The sequence below is a fragment of the Polynucleobacter sp. AP-Capit-er-40B-B4 genome (assembly GCF_018882245.1).
Taxonomy (GTDB): Bacteria; Pseudomonadota; Gammaproteobacteria; order Burkholderiales; family Burkholderiaceae; genus Polynucleobacter.
In genome coordinates this window covers 408151-425757 of the sequence record NZ_JACVOV010000001.1, presented here as the reverse complement: position 1 = coordinate 425757, position 17607 = coordinate 408151, and the positions used below count along the sequence as shown (strand labels likewise).

The 17607-nt window shown below is 43.6% G+C and carries 21 protein-coding genes; 12 read left to right on the top strand and 9 right to left on the bottom strand.

Translation table 11 applies throughout. From position 1 onward, the window contains the following. The first annotated feature begins 43 nt into the window (after positions 1–43). The 8 genes from ICN19_RS02035 to ICN19_RS02000 all read left to right on the top strand — a co-directional run bounded on the left by ICN19_RS02035 (position 44) and on the right by ICN19_RS02000 (position 7746). Positions 44–832 carry a ComEC/Rec2 family competence protein gene (locus tag ICN19_RS02035; protein ID WP_370625138.1) on the top strand — a complete coding sequence of 263 codons (789 nt, stop codon included), beginning with the start codon at positions 44–46 and terminating at the stop codon, positions 830–832. Next, entirely contained in the window at positions 801–2354 is a 1554-nt protein-coding gene (locus tag ICN19_RS02030; protein ID WP_216245332.1) for a recombinase family protein, read from the top strand. Before ICN19_RS02035 ends, ICN19_RS02030 begins: the two co-directional genes overlap by 32 nt. Before the next feature lie 496 nt (positions 2355–2850). Then, positions 2851–3162: a hypothetical protein gene (locus ICN19_RS02025; protein ID WP_216245330.1), complete on the top strand. Its 312-nt coding sequence runs from the start codon at positions 2851–2853 to the stop codon at positions 3160–3162. Next, positions 3162–3767 carry a hypothetical protein gene (locus ICN19_RS02020; RefSeq protein ID WP_216245328.1) on the top strand — a complete coding sequence of 202 codons (606 nt, stop codon included), beginning with the start codon at positions 3162–3164 and terminating at the stop codon, positions 3765–3767. Before ICN19_RS02025 ends, ICN19_RS02020 begins: the two co-directional genes overlap by 1 nt. A gap of 107 nt (positions 3768–3874) precedes the next feature. Further along, positions 3875–4249 (top strand): hypothetical protein, encoded by a 375-nt coding sequence (locus ICN19_RS02015; protein ID WP_216245326.1) that lies wholly within the window; start codon positions 3875–3877, stop codon positions 4247–4249. Positions 4250–4454: 205 nt separating this feature from the next. Continuing rightward, entirely contained in the window at positions 4455–6521 is a 2067-nt protein-coding gene (locus ICN19_RS02010; protein ID WP_216245324.1) for an AAA family ATPase, read from the top strand. A 353-nt stretch (positions 6522–6874) separates the two neighbouring features. Further along, on the top strand, positions 6875–7117 hold the full coding sequence (locus tag ICN19_RS02005; protein ID WP_216245322.1) for a hypothetical protein: 243 nt from the start codon (positions 6875–6877) through the stop codon (positions 7115–7117). 239 nt (positions 7118–7356) lie between these two features. Then, on the top strand, positions 7357–7746 hold the full coding sequence (locus ICN19_RS02000) for a hypothetical protein (RefSeq protein ID WP_216245320.1): 390 nt from the start codon (positions 7357–7359) through the stop codon (positions 7744–7746). Positions 7747–7756: 10 nt separating this feature from the next. On the opposite strand, the gene ICN19_RS01995 is transcribed toward ICN19_RS02000, so the two are convergent. Further along, positions 7757–8071, bottom strand: a complete 315-nt coding sequence (locus tag ICN19_RS01995) for a helix-turn-helix domain-containing protein (RefSeq protein WP_216245318.1) — start codon at positions 8069–8071, stop codon at positions 7757–7759. Positions 8072–8231: 160 nt separating this feature from the next. On the opposite strand from ICN19_RS01995, the gene ICN19_RS01990 reads away from it, so the two are divergent. From ICN19_RS01990 to ICN19_RS01980, 3 genes are read left to right on the top strand one after another with little or no spacing between them, the layout of a single operon-like run. Further along, on the top strand, positions 8232–9122 hold the full coding sequence (locus ICN19_RS01990) for a hypothetical protein (RefSeq protein WP_216245310.1): 891 nt from the start codon (positions 8232–8234) through the stop codon (positions 9120–9122). Between the two features lie 10 nt (positions 9123–9132). After that, entirely contained in the window at positions 9133–9648 is a 516-nt protein-coding gene (locus ICN19_RS01985) for a hypothetical protein (RefSeq protein ID WP_216245309.1), read from the top strand. 57 nt (positions 9649–9705) lie between these two features. After that, on the top strand, positions 9706–10146 hold the full coding sequence (locus ICN19_RS01980) for a hypothetical protein (protein WP_216245308.1): 441 nt from the start codon (positions 9706–9708) through the stop codon (positions 10144–10146). 13 nt (positions 10147–10159) lie between these two features. On the opposite strand, the gene ICN19_RS01975 is transcribed toward ICN19_RS01980, so the two are convergent. From ICN19_RS01975 to ICN19_RS01940, 8 genes are read right to left on the bottom strand one after another with little or no spacing between them, the layout of a single operon-like run. Then, the gene (locus ICN19_RS01975; protein ID WP_216245307.1) at positions 10160–10702 is read right to left on the bottom strand and encodes a hypothetical protein; all 543 of its coding nucleotides are present in this window, start codon (positions 10700–10702) and stop codon (positions 10160–10162) included. Positions 10703–10710: 8 nt separating this feature from the next. Continuing rightward, positions 10711–11589 (bottom strand): exonuclease domain-containing protein, encoded by an 879-nt coding sequence (locus tag ICN19_RS01970; protein ID WP_216245306.1) that lies wholly within the window; start codon positions 11587–11589, stop codon positions 10711–10713. Positions 11590–11625: 36 nt separating this feature from the next. Next, on the bottom strand, positions 11626–11976 hold the full coding sequence (locus ICN19_RS01965; RefSeq protein WP_216245303.1) for a DnaJ family molecular chaperone: 351 nt from the start codon (positions 11974–11976) through the stop codon (positions 11626–11628). Next, positions 11963–12703, bottom strand: a complete 741-nt coding sequence (locus ICN19_RS01960; RefSeq protein ID WP_216245301.1) for a hypothetical protein — start codon at positions 12701–12703, stop codon at positions 11963–11965. Before ICN19_RS01960 ends, ICN19_RS01965 begins: the two co-directional genes overlap by 14 nt. A 3-nt stretch (positions 12704–12706) precedes the next feature. Then, positions 12707–13531: a DUF2167 domain-containing protein gene (locus ICN19_RS01955; RefSeq protein WP_216245298.1), complete on the bottom strand. Its 825-nt coding sequence runs from the start codon at positions 13529–13531 to the stop codon at positions 12707–12709. After that, positions 13528–13818: a DUF6804 family protein gene (locus ICN19_RS01950; RefSeq protein WP_216245296.1), complete on the bottom strand. Its 291-nt coding sequence runs from the start codon at positions 13816–13818 to the stop codon at positions 13528–13530. The genes ICN19_RS01955 and ICN19_RS01950 overlap by 4 nt, the downstream gene beginning before the upstream one ends. Before the next feature lie 15 nt (positions 13819–13833). Next, positions 13834–15171 (bottom strand): J domain-containing protein, encoded by a 1338-nt coding sequence (locus ICN19_RS01945; protein ID WP_216245295.1) that lies wholly within the window; start codon positions 15169–15171, stop codon positions 13834–13836. A 49-nt stretch (positions 15172–15220) separates the two neighbouring features. Beyond that, positions 15221–15556: a hypothetical protein gene (locus tag ICN19_RS01940; RefSeq protein ID WP_216245293.1), complete on the bottom strand. Its 336-nt coding sequence runs from the start codon at positions 15554–15556 to the stop codon at positions 15221–15223. 330 nt (positions 15557–15886) lie between these two features. Here ICN19_RS01940 and ICN19_RS01935 point away from each other — a divergent pair, with 330 nt between their 5' ends. After that, the gene (locus tag ICN19_RS01935) at positions 15887–17599 is read left to right on the top strand and encodes a DNA internalization-related competence protein ComEC/Rec2 (protein ID WP_216245291.1); all 1713 of its coding nucleotides are present in this window, start codon (positions 15887–15889) and stop codon (positions 17597–17599) included. Positions 17600–17607 lie beyond the last annotated feature (8 nt).

Sequence of the window (17607 nt, the reverse complement as noted above, 5' to 3'; positions counted from 1 at the left end):
GGCGTTTATCGCCGGGGGATCGCTCCTTCTCTTTTTACCGCAAGTGCCAGAATATTGGTCATACATATGCATTGGGAGCTGTATCACTTCCTCGGTTGCAATCTTCTTTGCTTCAAATAGATCCCCTTTAAAAACACTAGCAGTAATTGCATTGTTATTCACGATGGGGTTTTCATGGAATGCTCGATATGCTGAAAACCGCTTGGAGAATATTCTTGCGCTAGAGTTGGAGGGCAAGGAGTTAAATCTTGAGGGTAGAGTGGCAGCATTGCCGCAAAGTCATTCGTCGGGAGCAAAGTTTGCTTTTGAGGTTGACAGGGTCAGTATTGGAAAAGAGGTTCTTGAGCGCTTTCCAAAAAGAATTTATTTGAGCTGGCAGCCCGCCTGGAGAAATCCTCAGACTATCCCAGATATCGTTCCTGGTCAGCGCTGGAAGTTCAAGTCTAAATTGAAACGTCCATATGGTTCACTGAATCCTTATACCTTTGATTTTGAGCGCTGGTCCTTTCATCAAGACTTTGGCGCAAGTGGCTCAGTCAGGTCCGGGGAGTTGTTACTAGATAAAGATATTTCCTGGGCTGAAATTGAGTTGCGTATGGAAGTTATACGTTGGCACTTGCGTAAAAAGATACGGTCCATGCTACCGGACGATGCTAGGTACGCGGGCGTGCTGATTGCTTTAGTGATGGGTGATCAAAACGCAATTGATCAGGATGACTGGCAAGTGTTCAACGCAACTGGCATTGGACATCTCATCTCAATTAAGTGTAATATATACCCATCATATAAGGGGGCGCATCGTGCCAATAGCATTCAGTTACTTACGGTTTAGTAGTGAGAAGCAGAGCAAAGGTGATAGCTTGCGTCGCCAACGTGACTTAGCTCTGAGGTATATAGAACAGAACCCAGACCTAGAGTTAGAGCTAGACACCACACTAAATCTAACTGATGCAGGTCTGTCCGCATATAAGGGGGTGGCGCAGAAGAAAGGTGCGTTGGGCGTCTTCATGCGACTAGTTGAAGATGGTGAGATACCAGCCGGCTCTTATTTACTTTGCGAATCCTTAGATAGGTTGAGTAGGGAAACGCCACGTAAAGCCATGGAGCAACTTGGCTCGTTAGTCGATGAGAACATCATTGTGGTTACCCTAAACGATGGTAAGACCTACACCAAAGAAGTTCTGGACGAAGATCCAACCGCACTACTGATCAGTATCTTATTGATGTCACGAGCGCATGAAGAATCAAAGACAAAATCACTGCGGATTAGCGCGGCATGGAATAACAAGTTCAACAAGATTAAAGACGGAGTGCAGCTCACAGCCCGTGTGCCGTTCTGGATTCAAAAGACAGACAAAAGCAAAACAATTGAGGATAAGGCTGCGATAGTTAAGGAAGTATTCAGGCTGTCTGCTAGTGGCTTAGGGGCCATGAAGATAGCGCAAGAGCTTAATGATAAGAAGTTCCCCACGCCAACAGGCAAAACCAAAGTTTGGGCGCTATCTAGCGTGAAGAAGATATTAGCCTCAGAGGCGGTGCTAGGTACCTTGGTAACAGCTGATGGCCAAAGACATGAGAAGTATTACCCTGCGATCATCAATTCAAAGCTGTGGTTAAAGACTCGTTACATTGGTCAAAGCTCTGCAGGGGCTAGAGGTACATTGGAGGCTCATCCACTGTCTGGCCTAATGTTTTGTAAGCACTGTGGAGCTACTGCTCAGCGCAGCGGTAAGTCTGGGCGTGTGAGGCAAGATGGCACCAAGAATAATTGGAAAACCTTAGTATGCGCCAAGTCTTTAAGCAATCCAAAAGATGAGCATGGAAACGCCAAGAGCAAGAAGAACTGTGAATACCGCTCGATCAGCTATGACCGCATTTTAAATAGCGTTAAGTCTGCGCTAGTGCAGATGGATGACTATACCCCGACCGATGATATTGGTAAGCAGTTAAAAGAAAAGCGCCATCGTGCTGAGCAGATTCAAGATTTGATTGACATGGTTATGAGTCCAATAGACGGAAAATACACCAAAGAGACGCCCACATCAAAAGCTAACCTAGCGAAGATGTTCATGGAGTTAGACGGCATTAAGAAAGAGATGGTAGAGCTGGAGCAGGTGAGAAGACCAACTAGCCAACGCCTATTTGAGGGGGCACGTAAAGCAATCTTAGGTGGTGAGGTATCAAATGCCTTGATGAGGCAAACCATTAAGAAGTGTGACATTGACTTCAAGCGTGGTCAGCTGGATGTATATGGACACGATGGGCATTCTATTCTTGGTGTCGTTTTGAAGGACGCAGAAGAGCTCAAGAAGGATGCGAAAAAAAGACTCTTTATAGCTGGGAGCAGGGGATAAATATGATTATTGGTGGAGTAATTTCAGCTCTTAGTTTGTACGACATATTTCACAATGGGTTCACTATTTCGGTTTTGGGCTGCTTTTTACTGGGGCTATATTTAATGACTCATGAGCATAATCATTAATTGATACGCCTGATTTTGATTCAATTGATAGACAATTGTTTGGGGCGAAACAGAACTTTATTTTGGATAGGCAGTAAAAAGTGGGGCGGAAAGGCTGTTTTTCTTGTATTAATATATATAGAGGGAACATTTTTGAGTCATAAAACAGCAAGCCTTGTAGGCAGTTTTGAACGACTTGAGCGTCATGATCACTCTAGGTTTAAACGAGGCTAAAAACAGCCTTAAAACGCCTCAGAATTGAAGACTTGTACCTGAAGTAATGGCAGTAGAAGTAAGCCGATGCGTCGGTAGTGCGGTCACCATTGCGCTGACACCACTTAGCAAACAAATCACATTTTTATTCGTTAATTTATTTAAAGGGCATTCCTATGCGCTCATCATTGCTACATCCATCGAAGCACATTCCACAACATATCCAGTATTTATCTGGAGAAATTCACACGTCTATGAACAACGTAAAACTTACTCAATCACAAACTCAAGAGCTAAAAGCTATTTGGGCCCCCATACGCCGAAACCAACTGGTAGAGGACAAAAAGTCGGCCCCTATTTGGATTCGATTGGCTCAGCCTGAAGCTGAAATGTCACACGCTCAGCTGTTTGCCTGCGCCACCATCTTGGCTGACTTGGATCTTGATATTCCACAATTCGTTCACGATATTTTGCATGGAGGGGAGTAATGAACGCTCAGGAGATCAATAAGACCTTAGATAAGGCTCACGATTACACAAATAGCATTCTCCAAGAGATGGATGGGCTGTACCTACCTGAGCAGATCCCATACTTTTTGCACGTTTGGCTATTGCAGGCTGCCTATGGCCTTCGTCATCATGGTTTTCAGTTGGCTGATATACAAAATCTCATCCTTGAAGAATTTAAGCCCGCGCAAGACATTGCATTTGATGATGTGTTGGAGGCGCTGCCAAATCCGCGCAGTCTAGCCCATGAGGCTTGGGAGTTTAGATTTTTATTTTCTGAGTACGAAGTGTCAAAGCGAATTTACGTTGATGCTGATGAGGCTATTCCAATGCTTAGATTAACCTTCCCAATGTCCGCTAAGAATGGACGTGGGCGGGTATGGTTAAAACGATCGGAAAGCCAAGAAAAATTAGATAAGACCGATCTACGTGATTTCGTTCGAATTGTTGAGCAAATTCGTGACCTTAGCGGATTGGAGGTGGTGGTGACGTCATCAGCCCATCATTGGTTGGTAAAAACGATTGCCGCTTCCGAGTTCTTTGAGCACCCAAACGTTTCTATTGCGAAGCGCGGAGATGTGAGATGAGTGGGGGTATTCCAAAGGGTATAAAAATCATATCAACACCCAAGTACCAAAAGGAGTTTGAGGACAGAATTATTGAGCTTGGAAAGGCTGGAGCCACACCTTCAATCATGGCTGATGAGCTAGGAGTGAGCGTTGATCAGTTGGAAGATTGGGCTCGCTCTAAGAAGTTATTCAAACAGGCTTTATCAGTTGCGATGACTTCTAGTCGGGCATTTCATGAGCGACGACTTATTGAGTCATATAGCAATAAAGACTCAAATAGCACGTTAATTCAAACACTATTGAAGGCTAACTTTGGAGATGCATATCAAACCAGCACTTATCAGCCCGTTGGATCTGGCGGAAGAAATAAAAAGCAAGATGTGGCAGACCCGATTGATTTCCAACTCGAAATTTCAGCATTATTGATGGAGCTGAGGGGTAGTGGTGACTCAACTCCCATTGGAGTCATGAAGAATAAAAAGAAAACGGAAGTGCAGTAACTAAAACGACTGGGCAGGGTCGCCCAATTGGTTGATAGCTACGAATTAACCATGTAAGACCGAGCAAGTAGCTCTCCACTGACGCGGAATGAGTCAGTGGTAAATCAAGTTGCGGGGCGGCTGGAAACAGTGAGAGTCCCGACGAAAAATGAATCCGCACCGAGTTCGTGGCATTTAACGATCGAGTGAATGAAGGATTTACAAAATGAAAGAATCTAAAGGCGCGAAGCGCCCAAAGTGCAACTACAGTTCAATACCTAAGCAATTAAGAGCTGAGCGCACATACATCTATTGGAAGTTGGAGCAAGACCCTAAAACGGGCAAGACTATCAAGAGACCAATAAACCCTCAAACAATGCTCTATGGTGGTCAGAACGACCCGACCTGCTTTGTCACGCTAGACGAGGCAGAAAAGGTGTTTACCCAAGAAGCAGCAAAACAAATGCCTGCTATTCATGGCATTGGTATGGCGTTTAAGAACGACCAAATCATTGGTATAGATTTGGATAAGGTGTTTGATCAAAGCGGGAACTTAAAGCCTGTTGCCAAGGATATTTTGGAAAACGCCAGAGGATTTGTGGAGAAGTCTGTCAGCGGTACTGGTTACCACATCATTACTAAAACAGATAAGCCATTTACCAATTACAAGGACCATGACATTGGCTTTGAGGTCTTCAAAAGTAATATGTTTATCGCGCTCACTGGAGATGTGGACGAGCAATATAGCGCCAAGGAGTTCCCTAAGTCACCAGTTGATCTTGCTGTATTGGATAAGTATTTAAAGCGCTCTACAGAGGCGTATGAGGTCTCTAAACAGGCATTTGATGGCTTCTCTCAAACAAGAGATTTAAACCTCTGTAATGACGAATTAAGAAGCATTGTGATGTCCATACAGCCGCCTGACGATGGTTATGAATTCTGGCTTAAGGTGGGCATGGCAATCCATCACCAAACCAGAGGATCGGACGAAGGTTTAGATATTTGGAAAGAGTACTCAACTCAAGATGCGGATGTGTTTGGTGCTTATGGCGGTGACTCACAGCTTAATTACAAATGGCGCACCTTCTACAAAGGCGGAGCTAAGGAGTCTGTTACAGCTTCAACATTGCGCTGGTTGGCTAAAGAGTTTCCAAAGTTTAGACAGGCTGCTCTTAAGGACCAAAGCTACGCACTGGGGCAGACTTCCGCCACGGAATATGTAATAGATGGAATCATTTCCGAAGGTATCTTTGTGTTGGCTGGGCAGAGTGGAATTGGTAAGACAACCTTGCTATTGCCATTGGCTGCGTATGCCGCACATCTTTGTGCTGATAGGGATGAACTCAAGCCTGCATTAAGAAGACCCGTTCTATACCTCACAGAAGATAGAAAACAAGCTCTTAGGATTCTCTCAGGCTTGCGCAATCATTGCGGAGTTACTAAGTCTGAGGATGAGTTTAATAAGTGGTTCCACGTTAGAGAAACCCAGCGCATGTCTAAAGGGCAGATTGCGAAGTTAATAAGAGACTTTGCGGCTGAGAATAAGGTTTACATGGATGGAGCTAATGGCGAGCCCGTTTTAATACCTCCACTAATTGTTGCGGACACACTTGCTGCCACGCTAGACCTAGAGGACGAAAATAACAACGCACTGGTCTCTGAGTTCATCAGTACCATTAAATTGGCTTGTTCTGAGACAGGTACATCCCTATGGCTCATTGCTCATATCAGCAAGGTAAATAACAAGGCGGAGATAGAGAACATGACAGCCAGAGGAGCATCAGCTTTTGGTGCGGATGTTCATGGCACTGGGTTTGTTATTAAGGATCCACAAGTCGGCGAAGACAAGCGGTTCTTGATTATGGGTAAAAAGCGTTACGAGGCCTCATTCAATGAGCTGTGCTTTAAAACTGAGCGGTACGAGGTTGAGGTAACCAATCGCCTTGGACATAAGTTAATCGAGTCCTATCGCGTTGGTTTCGCTTCTAAGTCAGGATTTGAGGAGCGTAAAGAGGAGGGCAAGATTCGCCAAATTACCAAGTACGAAACCGAAGTGATGGGTGCTGTGCGTGGGTATGGGCAGCCATACATCACCATTAAGACCCTTTCAGCCATTATGGACTCAACTGGGGGTACTAAGTACCAAAGGCTAACCGCATCGGTCAGCAAGCTAGTCCAAGACGGCGTGTTGGAAATGATAAGTGGCAAAGACGCTATCGAGCTTGGGATACCTTTGGAATCCAACACTAAGGCGGTGTATTCGCTTCCAAAAGTGGAGGATTTTGCGGTATGAGAAATGGAAATAGCTTTTGCAAACTACTTGGAAATAGGTGGAAACAACCAAAAATAGACCCCTATAAACAGGGGCTCTGCGGGGAGGGGGTTGTTTCTTCCCCTAAGGAAATAACAAAAGGAAATAACGAAACAACCTGCGCCATTTCCAAAATAAAAAGGTCCTCGAAAGATGGGAGGGAGAGATTAAAAATCTCTCTCCCCTCCTCCCTATCTCTCTGTTTTCGTTCTTTGAGAAACAGATTGGAAATAGCTTCGAAACAACTTGGAAATAACCCGAAACAACCCGTAGTTACAAGGCCCTAATTGGAAATAGCTTGGAAACAACCCAACAAATAACGATGGAAAAATACTATGAATGAATCAAAAACAACTCTTCACACACTAACCGCAGCCCAAACCTTAGAGCTAAAGCAGATTTGGGATGGGCAGAGGGCAAAACTAAAGCCTGACGACTTTATTTTTATCAAGGTAAAGCTAGGTAGACCTCAAGCCAAGCTGACCATCAACCAGCTATACCGAATGACTATGACTTTGGCAGAGGCGGGTTATGAAGAAATACCAGAGTGGCTGTTAAGCATGCTTGACCCTGAGTAGTGCCGATAAAAAAAGGCCGAGGTGGTGGATGGACATAATCTTTCCGCTTCCTCGGTAAAAAGCTATACGAACACCGCGCCCAGCTGCAATAGGGGCTATGTGGCAAAACATCACACACACATCACTAGCAGCTCCACAAACAACAGCCAATTAGGTGCTGTGTAAACACACTAAACACAGCATTTCAAACTTAATGGAACAGTAGCACCCAAACCAAACATTTAAAGGAACCAATCAACATGGAACAGAACATAACCAAAACACGCAAACCAAAGACTCCAAGACGTGTAGACCCAGCTAAAAGGGATGTCCGCAAGGCAGATACCACTAACTTGGATGTAGTTAAATTAGCTCGCACCTATTGGGAAATAGCAGACCTACTCGAAGGCACGCTTGAGAATCTGACGCTTCATAACTCGCAGCGAAAAGTAAATCTAGCGCTCATGTACAAGTGCCGCTTACAGGCCAAATCACTGTGGCATCACATGGAGCCGCCACGTAAGGATTGCTTTGTGAGTTACGAGCTAACCGATCAAATGTACCGAGCGGCGCTGGAGGAAGAGAAAAGACGTATATCTAGGGAGTCGGCAGCGGTCCCAAGAACTACGGAGAAAATCCACTTTAGTTAATTTAATATGACTAGAGCTGCTTTTTAATTTTTTGTAACTCAGCCACGCTCAGCTTTGCTAGCTGAACAATCAGATCCGCTAAGGCCTCGTTTTCACAATACAAGTATGCCAATGGAACATTTAATACATCTGCAATTGCTTTTGAGGTTGTGACAGCGGGCTCATGGATTGAGTTCTCATATCGACTAATTCGCGTGCCAGCTGAGCCTTCCTCCAGACCAATTAATACACCCAGCTTTTCCTGAGATAAACCGTTGGCTAGCCTTGCGGCCTGTATTCGAGGGCCAATTGGGGATTTAGGGTGGCTATTTGAGGCCGTATTCATTCATACGATATTCGTAGGTTATGCTTGCACTGTCCTTACGTTTTTCGTAGTATTTATAAAGAATGTAAGCAAATTTAAACCCTACTGGCCCGCACTAATGAAACCTTTGTTCATCCTGCCACTTCTAACGTCGATGCTATTAATTGCCGGGTGCAATCAAATGCGTCCTCAGCAAAATTACAATTCCAACCCGAGTGTTAGCCAACCAGAAAATAAGAACCAAATTGCAAATAGGGCTGGCCAAGCATCAACCGAATGCCAGAAGCGCGTAAGAGAGACTCCTAATGGCAAGCTGGTAGAAGCAAACCTTCTAGTATTTACTGATACCCAAGCAAATAAGTTTGACCTGTACTCATCCAAAGCTCGCTTAAATGATCAGCAAAAAAAGAGCTTGAAGCAATTTCTGTCGGAAGTAATGCCCTGTAGAACTATTAGGCTTGATGGCACAAAAGGAACGGCCTATTACCCAATTCTTCAAAAAGATTACGCAAGCAAAGACGCGATCTATACCAAGATGATCTCCGGGCAAATGAGTATTGGGGATGCCAATAATGCTATTAAGCAAATCAACCTTAATACGGGCGAGGAGTTTAAGAAATTAAATCCACAGGCATCTAGACCCCAAGCGCCAGCTGGACCCGGTAATGTGATCGGTCAAACTTTTGATAGCCAAGCAAATGGAAATATCTATTTGTACGATGGTCCTTGCAAACTCCCAAATTACAGTGGCAACTACCCATTACGCTGGGACGCCAAGAGGGCCGACAATGGTGCCTTCATTGGTGAAGGTTGCTACACGGTGAATCAGCAACAAGTCACCATGATTGCAACTACTGGATTAACTGTCAGTCGTCCTATGTCCGTATTTCAAGGGGGCGGTAATAAGTCTGTTTTCCAATCTTTTGGCGAAGGACTTCAGAGAGCCACAACTTATTGGAATAACTCTGCAGCTGAAACTCAAAGAAACACTACGAACTTAACCCCCGGCATGACTGGTGGAAATGGCATGAACTGCACTCCAGATGGTCGTGGCGGATATAACTGCAGATAGAAAGATCGAAATGAAGAAAAAATATCTAGTACTGCTCACATTAGCTTTTTTGTGTAATGAGGTCATGGCTCAGGCGGCGGTTATTGGCAGAACCTATGATTCACAGGCGAATGCTTATTTCACTTTATATAGCTCCGGATGCAGGGACTCGCGCTATTCAAGCTCTTATCCTTACCATTGGGAGGCAACAAGCCCGAATGGGGCTGTTTTAACAGCACAAAATGGCCAGCAAATGATTGGTTGTTACGCATTAAATCAACAAACTTCTCAAGTCCTGCTTAATGCCAATGGCCACGAAATGCCGCTACCTTTTTCTGGGTTTGCAATTGCATCCAATCAAAACCCCGGCGGCGGTATCTTAGACTTCTTGAGGGCCATCGGTGATGGCGTTAATAGAGCGGCTACCTATTACAACAACTCGGCAGCTCAGACACAAAGAAATACGACAAACCTAACCCCGGGAATGACGGGTGGCAACACAATGAACTGCACGCCTGACGGTCGCGGCGGCTATAACTGCCGATAGAAATCTGTGAAATATTTTTTAATAGCCTTAGCCGCTATCCTGCTATCGGGAAATACTGTGGCAAAAGATATTCAAATCTTTGTTGATCCATCCGATAATTTCACTGAAATAACACTTACAGATGAAGAGTGTCCCAATAAAATTGCTCGCGATAAAAACTATCACTGGCTATACAAAATTAAAGGGGTGAAAACGGGATGTTACGGAGACAATGGAAAAGATGGAGCTGAGGGCATTTGGTTCTATATGGTCTTCGTGGATGGATCCTACAGGAAAGGGAAGTACACGTTGCAACAAATAGCCGATGCTATTGAAGCAAAACGACACCCTGCGCCCTTGGTGCCACTCCCGCAGTTTAACTATCCAATGCCCGCTCAAAACAACCCGGCCCCTCCAACCTACACACCTCCTACCAACTTAACGCCCGGACTTACCAGAGGCAATTCTGGCGGCTTTGATTGCACGCCAAACGGCTCAGGCGGATTCTATTGTCGGTAACAGCAACCGACCATCAAAACAAGCCTTGTTGGGTCTGTGCCCCAATCGCATTGTGTTGTTTTGCTGCCTTTTTTTGCCACTCCCAATGATCATGGGTGGCCTTAGTCAATTTATCGAATACCACTTTATTGAGTCGCCTATCTTTGTCTGAAGCGGTGAATTCATACCCACATTTTTTATTATCAAGTTTTGCTTCACAACTCTTAGGAGAATTTCTCCAAATCTTTCCCGAAGTAACATTCCCGCATTTTGGGCATTTTTGCTGCCACTGATCGTAGACGCCTAGAGTCTTGTACTTAGCAAATCGAATCAAATTAGTCACTGACTCAATTTGAGTCTCATGCTGGTATGAACCCCAAGCCGGAGCACCGCTTGTGCTCTTCTCAAATCCAGAAATCCAATAGGTTCTTGTTAATTGCTCAGAAGCAACAACCTCCGTTTCCTTGGCAACAATATTGGTTGAGTACACGAAATAGTATTTAGCATCTGGAGAGACAAGCTCTAACTCCAAGTCCTTATTGTCGAGTAATTCCCTTACAACGTTTTCTAGTTCCATAGCATCACCTAACTTAACTTACAGATCTGCATAAAATCGCTTTCTGAAAATATTCTGACTCTATTACCATCAGCAACCATTTTCTCAACTTTTAATTGCTTAGAGCTTTTGTCCTTACCCTTCAAATGAGCGGGCTCTTGAACGCCCGTTACCAAGCATGTGGTACCTTTTTTTACGTCATTGTGAATAGTAAAACCAAGACTTGCAGCCAATTTTTGCGCCTCGACCCTAACCATTGAAAGGGCTCCTGTAAACACAATAGCCTCACCGTAATACTCTCCCTCAGGATTGGGTTCAAAATCCTTGGGATCAAATGGCTTATATGAACTTGATCCAGAACCTAGGGAAATAGGCCTATTTACCAACTCTAACCAATCTTCAATTTTAGTGTTGGTTAGTTCAAGTAGTTTAATTACAACCGCAGCGCACGTAGATGCATCATCAAGTGCGTCATGAGGCTTAGTACTTAAGTCAAAATGTTTAGCCAAATTCTGAAGTCCATATCCTTTGCGAGAATATTCAGGCAGCGCCCTTCGTACGACACGCGTGGTATCAAGCCAAGGGTTGTTAATGGGTGATAACCCATATTTAACAATCACTTTTTCAAGCGCCCGTCTATCAAACCATCCATGACTTAAAACTAGGCTTCCTTTAAGAAAATTTTCCACATCTTTATAAATTTCCGGAAATGTTGGAGCACTCTCAACATCCTCTTCTTCTATTCCATGAATTGATACATTCATCCCGGCGAAGTAATCTTCTGGATTCACCAATGATTCGTAAGCATCAACTTGAATTCCATTTTCATATCGCACGATTCCAATTTGACAGATGCTGGATATGTCCTCATTTGCAGTTTCGAAATCAATGACGACAAAGTTACTCATAGGCTAGCCAATCAAATATCTATTATTTTGGTACGGTCAATTATTAAAACTACGAATTGCCTCATCATAGGCTGCGTTTATCTGCTTAGTCTTACGCTGTGCAATTTCATTAAATTCTGGGCCCATAGTGCTGACCTTATCAGGGTGGTACATAGAGATCTTACGTTTATAGGCTGCCTTGACCTCATCCATAGAGGCGCTTGAAGGCAAATCCAACACAAGGTACCAAGCGCCATCACTTTTATCAGGGGGGGATGCGCGCTCACCACTGTTTGACTGAGCGCTAGTCCAATCATTCTCCTTTTTAAAAAATCTTATTACCGCCGATGTTCCCCAGTAGCCAACTAGAGCCAGGACAATAACTACATACCAATCATTGCTCGACATCACTTAACCCTAATTTTGATTTGTAATTCTTAAGTTCACGGTTCCGAGAGTCAGATTCATCGTAAAAGGATGCTAATAAATCAATCTTTCGAGAGACTTCATATTTGGTGGATTCAAGGTCCGCCGATTTTTGAAGCGAAAAGTAGAAGCCATCACATTGGAATGCTTGCTTATTGGCAATCTTTTTTGTGATAGCCGCCATATACGCAGGGACTAATAGCAACTCAAAATATATTGCAGCAATATCAGCATAGGAAAGTTCTAATTTCTTTCTCAAAGTCAAAAGAAAGATCAGGGCACCTATTAAACAAAGTGCATGTATGGGCAATAAAATGATGAATGCGCCTGAAATCCCAAAATAATAAGTAAGGAACGGGCCCGATACTAAGTAAAGAAATGCAATTGATCCAATCACTCTAAACGGCAAGATACGGCTCTCAAATAGTCTGATGCGTCGAGCGGTCCTTATATAACCTTCTTTGTGTGATCGATTTGAATCAACCTGCAATCTAAAAAATGAAGAAAAAGGGGTGAGGGGATTGAGTAAATTAACCTCTTTCCCTCCAAACTCAAAACCATTAAGAGAGATCAGTGGCTTAAGGCGACCCCATAGCGTTTCAGTGATGATGACCTCATTAGACTTGGTAAGCTTTATGTTCTCCAAAAGATAAAATAAAAAAGCTACCAACCAAAATAGATATTCTGTCGTTAATAGCTGATGTATCAAAACTTATCCTTGCTTTTTACCAAATAACTTTTTCACAAATGCGCCTACTGCTGCAAATGCGCCAAGGATTGCAACCCACAATAATTTGAAGCCGCCCTTAGAGGCGACTGCTGCTGCTGCACCGCCCGCAACTAGTGCACCCAAACCGTATGCGGCAATTTTGTCGCCCTCTTTAAACTCTGAGTATCTCTCACCGGGGTTATATTCAAATTTTGTAAGGGCGGTGTTAAAGGACTTAATATCCCTATCTAAAGTCTTTGGATCTGTAACCAATACAGCGCTCATATATCCACCACGGCCCAATATACGAGTCGAAAAATTAATTGTAGAAACATTTTTCTCATCATGCAATTTTGTCGCCCACTCTAAACGTTTCGTAGCTGAATCGTATCGCGGAGGAATATACCAACCATCTAGATATAAAGGTGGCAGTCCTTCTTTTTTTCGATCCTCATTGTCAACCTTATCTCGCTCTTTCATAGACTTCATAAGAGCATCAGCATCTATTTTTTCATCATCCTTAACATACCCTGCCGCCGTGAAGTGGAAAATTGCAAACCAACCCTCCGTTGGGTTGTAGATCGTATAAGTATTTGGTGCCTCAGGATTACCATTTAACTTTAAAAACTTTTGAGTATCTTGGTTGCCTAAAAACAAAACATCTTTTGGGATTTTAATTTTTGCTTTATCACCAATATCCCCCGTTGCCGGGGATGTCTTCCAATCTAGAGCTAGTAGAGCCTTGTCAGCTTCACTAAGTTCATTTGCCGCATTTGCTGAAAATATAGTGAGCAAAGATAGACTAAGAGCTACCAATATTTTTCTCATGACCAATCCTCTTTTTTATACTTTTTAAATAAGAAATAACTACAAGCCAAGTCAATTGGCACCCAAACTAATTTCGATAAAAAAACTGCAGCAAATGGATTAAAGAGCACAGCGATAACAATAGTGATTGCTTTTGTGTTTTGACTTAGCTGCTTCCAATCTCGAATAAGCAAATAAATTAAGCCCAAACATACCACCGGACGAAGCAGTAAATAGTAGCCATAGGGCAACGGCAGCACCGCGATCAGAATTAAAACTGCTAAAGCCTGCGGGAAGTTAATCTTCATATGCTTAAAATTTCCTTAGAACTGACCAGCGCCAATTTTGATGCTTTGGGTATTTCCACCGCGGACTGCCTGCAAAGTCAGACTATGACCAATGTACTGATTACCCTCGATGTGAAAATCCACCAAATCCTTTATTTCCGAGTAGTCAGTTTGACTGCCAAATAAACTATAGGGTCCATACCAAATATTGCCAGATGCAATTTTTACTTTATAAACCCCAAGCGGTACAGAAAAATCTACCGTTTCACCTGCTCTGGCAAATCCAGTCATAACGGTCATCCCCGTGCTGGCATTCACCAATTTAACAACGTAGTTTGGTCCGTATGAATTCGAAGTAACCCTAAACGTTGGGTACTGTTGATTGGGGTTTAAAGAAACTAAATAACTCATTGGACCAGACTCCGGGGTAGGCATTACTGCCAATGAAGAATCTGGATTTGCAGGAGTTTGATATGTAGGAGCGGACCTTTCATAAGCAACATTTGACTTATGATCCTCGTAGGCAATCCATGTCCAAAGACTTCCAATAATCCCTACGGCCAATCCCAATTGCCATATAAAGACTTTGCCTTTGAATCCCCATTGATTCTTTAACTCTTTAATTGGGCTACCGTTATTAAGCGCAGCTAATAATGATTGAACTCGGCTTACCAATTGCTCGGCCTCTTCATCCGCAGGATAACCAAGCTTTCGTCTTTTTCCATCTTTTTGTTTTTGCAACTTCAAAGACCACTCTAGAGCTTCGGATGCCACACTTCGTGCTAAATCAAGCTTTCCAATTGAATAGAAATAGGCAGCTTGATACGCCAAGATATGTGCATTCTGCTCAATAGGCTGCTCACCACCCAATAAGTTTCTAAATAAAGCTGGAACGCTATACAAAGGACCCCACGGGAATCCCCACCAACCAAAAAACCATGTGATTGCACTGCATTTAAGGGCTTGCTTAGCCGCACAGGTTGCGCAATACATTCCTTGCGTTGCGTCTTTATGCGTCATTACAAGATAGCTGTAGACCTTATAAAAAATCGCGTATCTTGGCTGTGCGGTAATGCAACCGCAAGCCGTGCACTTAATTGGCTCTAATGGCTTGTCTTCTGCTTGCGGACCGCTTTCGTAAGAGCCTGTATTCAAACCCAAAGTATCGTATTCAGATCGCTTATTGGGATCGCCTAGCACTGAGTAGGCGGTTTGAAGTTGTTGGAAAATACTAGTTGTATCTTTGCCGGGGTTTCTATCTGGATGCAAGTCCATCGCCTTCTGGCGATAGGCTTTTTTAATGTCTTCAGAAGTGGCACTAGAGCTTACGCCCAACAATGCGTAATAACCTAATGGGTCATTAATATTTGACATTAAGTAAGGTCAATCTTTCTTAACTAAGTTCACCATTGAAAGAACCGATTTAGCCGGTAATGAGGCCAACTAAAAAGAAGAAAATAAAAGTAGCAAACTTCACAATGAGGGTGCTAATAAATGCACGTATAAGCACATCATTTACAACTTTGCTTTCTTCCTCCTTTTTGCTTGCTGCACGCTCCTGTAAATACATAAATACAACAAAACATGCTGTGCTATAAAGCATGCTTGATACTAAGGAGCTCGGGAAGTAGCTCCAATTAATGTCAGCTTCTCCTGTGTATGGGGTGGTAACACCCAAAAAAGATATGAGAAGTCCAAAGATGCTCCAATTACGCAAATAGCGCATGGCATCTTTCGTTTTATATATTTCAAAATTCATTATTGACACTTTTATTAGGGGTTAAATATTCGCTGTAAGTATTTAAAGGGTCGTTCAAATAATTATCACCATATTAAGGCATCACTATGCCCAACACTCTGTTTTAAGTGTTATTTCCATTCGGCAGGGTCTGCAAAGTGAAAAACGTGCTTCATACTTATCTCCAGAGACTCTAATGCCGTAACTTTTTTCAAAAAATTATCTGAACTTGCTTGCTGTTGGAGCCTCTGGATCGATGGGGTGGGGTACCTGAAATGTCGGGGTTGGTTATTAAAGAAGCCCCCGGGGTGCCCATTGAGCTAAAAATATCCCCTAAATCATGGGTAGTAGTTGCATTTAATCTCAATATCAGGGCTTCATGTCACGATGTTGGCTGGTGTGGGCGCTTCTTTTGCGGCCTTCATTTGGCGTCGACGTACTTGGCCTCTGATTGCACCGGTTAGTAAGGTTGCAGCAATCTCTGGATTTATCACAGCATTTGTTTATGCATGGTTAGCTGGCTTTCAGATTCCGGCGCAAAGAACGATGTATATGGTTGGTGTTGTAGCGTTTGCTTTATGGACCGGCAGAAATCCTCGTTCGTTTGATATCTGGTGGTGGGCTTTGGCTTTTGTGCTGCTCATTGATCCTATGGCTCCTTATACCCCAGGCTTTTGGCTATCTTTTGGTGCAGTGGCGGCTATTTTGTATGCGATGGGTGATTCGTCTGGTTTGCTCGGGATTCCGACTGGAAAGGAGTTGCAAGTTCATTGGTCACTTCGTGCGATTCAAGCTTTGCGTGAGGCATGTCGTGTACAAGCTGTTGTCACGCTGGCACTATTGCCATTTACTTTGTATTGGTTTTATCAAGTTTCTGTTGTCTCGCCATTGGCCAATGCTTTTGCCATACCTTTAGTGAGTTATGTCGTGACGCCGTTGGCAATCATCGGAGCAATGCTTCCAGAATTCATTGGCCGCTGGTTAATATGGTCCGCCCATGCTGCTATGGAATATTTGGCCATCACCCTTGAATGGATGGCGAATTGGAGTTGGTCTGTAGTCTGGTCACGGCAGCCGGAGTGGTGGCTGTTCCTAGTCTCTAGTGTAGGAATTATTTATGCGATCCGTCCAGGCGATATTAGGGATACATGGAAGCGAAGATTGCTTGGAATTGTTTTTTCTATTCCATTATTTATTTCACCCTTCCAGTTTTTGAACGTATCTGATCTTGCACAAGGAGAATTTAGCGCAAGCATTTTGGATATCGGCCAGGGCACTGCAGTGCTTATTGAAACTGCAAACAGAAGATTGCTCTATGACGCTGGACCCATTCAAGGCAAGAAAGACGATGCTGGTCAGAGGATCATTCTTCCTTATTTTCGCGGTAGAGGAATCGATCATATTGATCGCATGGTAATTAGTCATAGTGATAGCGATCATGTAGGTGGTGCCGCGACACTGCTAAAACACATTCAGTTTGATTTTATGATGGGGTCTTTGCCCAGCGGCAATCCCTTGTTGGAAAATTTGCGGGCCAGAAGCATTCCCAGCATCCCATGTCGATTTGGTCAGCGCTGGGTATGGGATGGCGTCGAATTCGTTATCTGGCATCCCCATGAAGCAACGGTATTTTCGAATCAACACCCTGGAAAACCCAATGAGATGAGCTGTGTGCTGGAAGTGCGAAATACGCAAAGCTCACTTTGGTTAACGGGCGATGTTGAGAAACAGGGTGAGGCAGAAATCACAGAACGGCTAGATGCGGAAATGCTTAAGGAAATTGGCGAAAGGGAATTGATATTTATGGCGCCACATCATGGCAGTAAAACATCTTCTTCGGTGGCGCTTCTCAAGCGATTGGAGCCCAATCAAGCATTTGCCCAAAATGGCTATCGAAATCGATACGGGCACCCGCATCCTGATGTGACTGCTCGCTACAAAGATTTAGATATTCCTTTTTATCAAACTCCAGAAACGGGATTTCAGACTTGGTCATTTAAAAATAATGCCAAGTCTTCAACACAATTTTGGAGGCATGATATAAAACGACTATGGCATCGCTAGATGTGGAA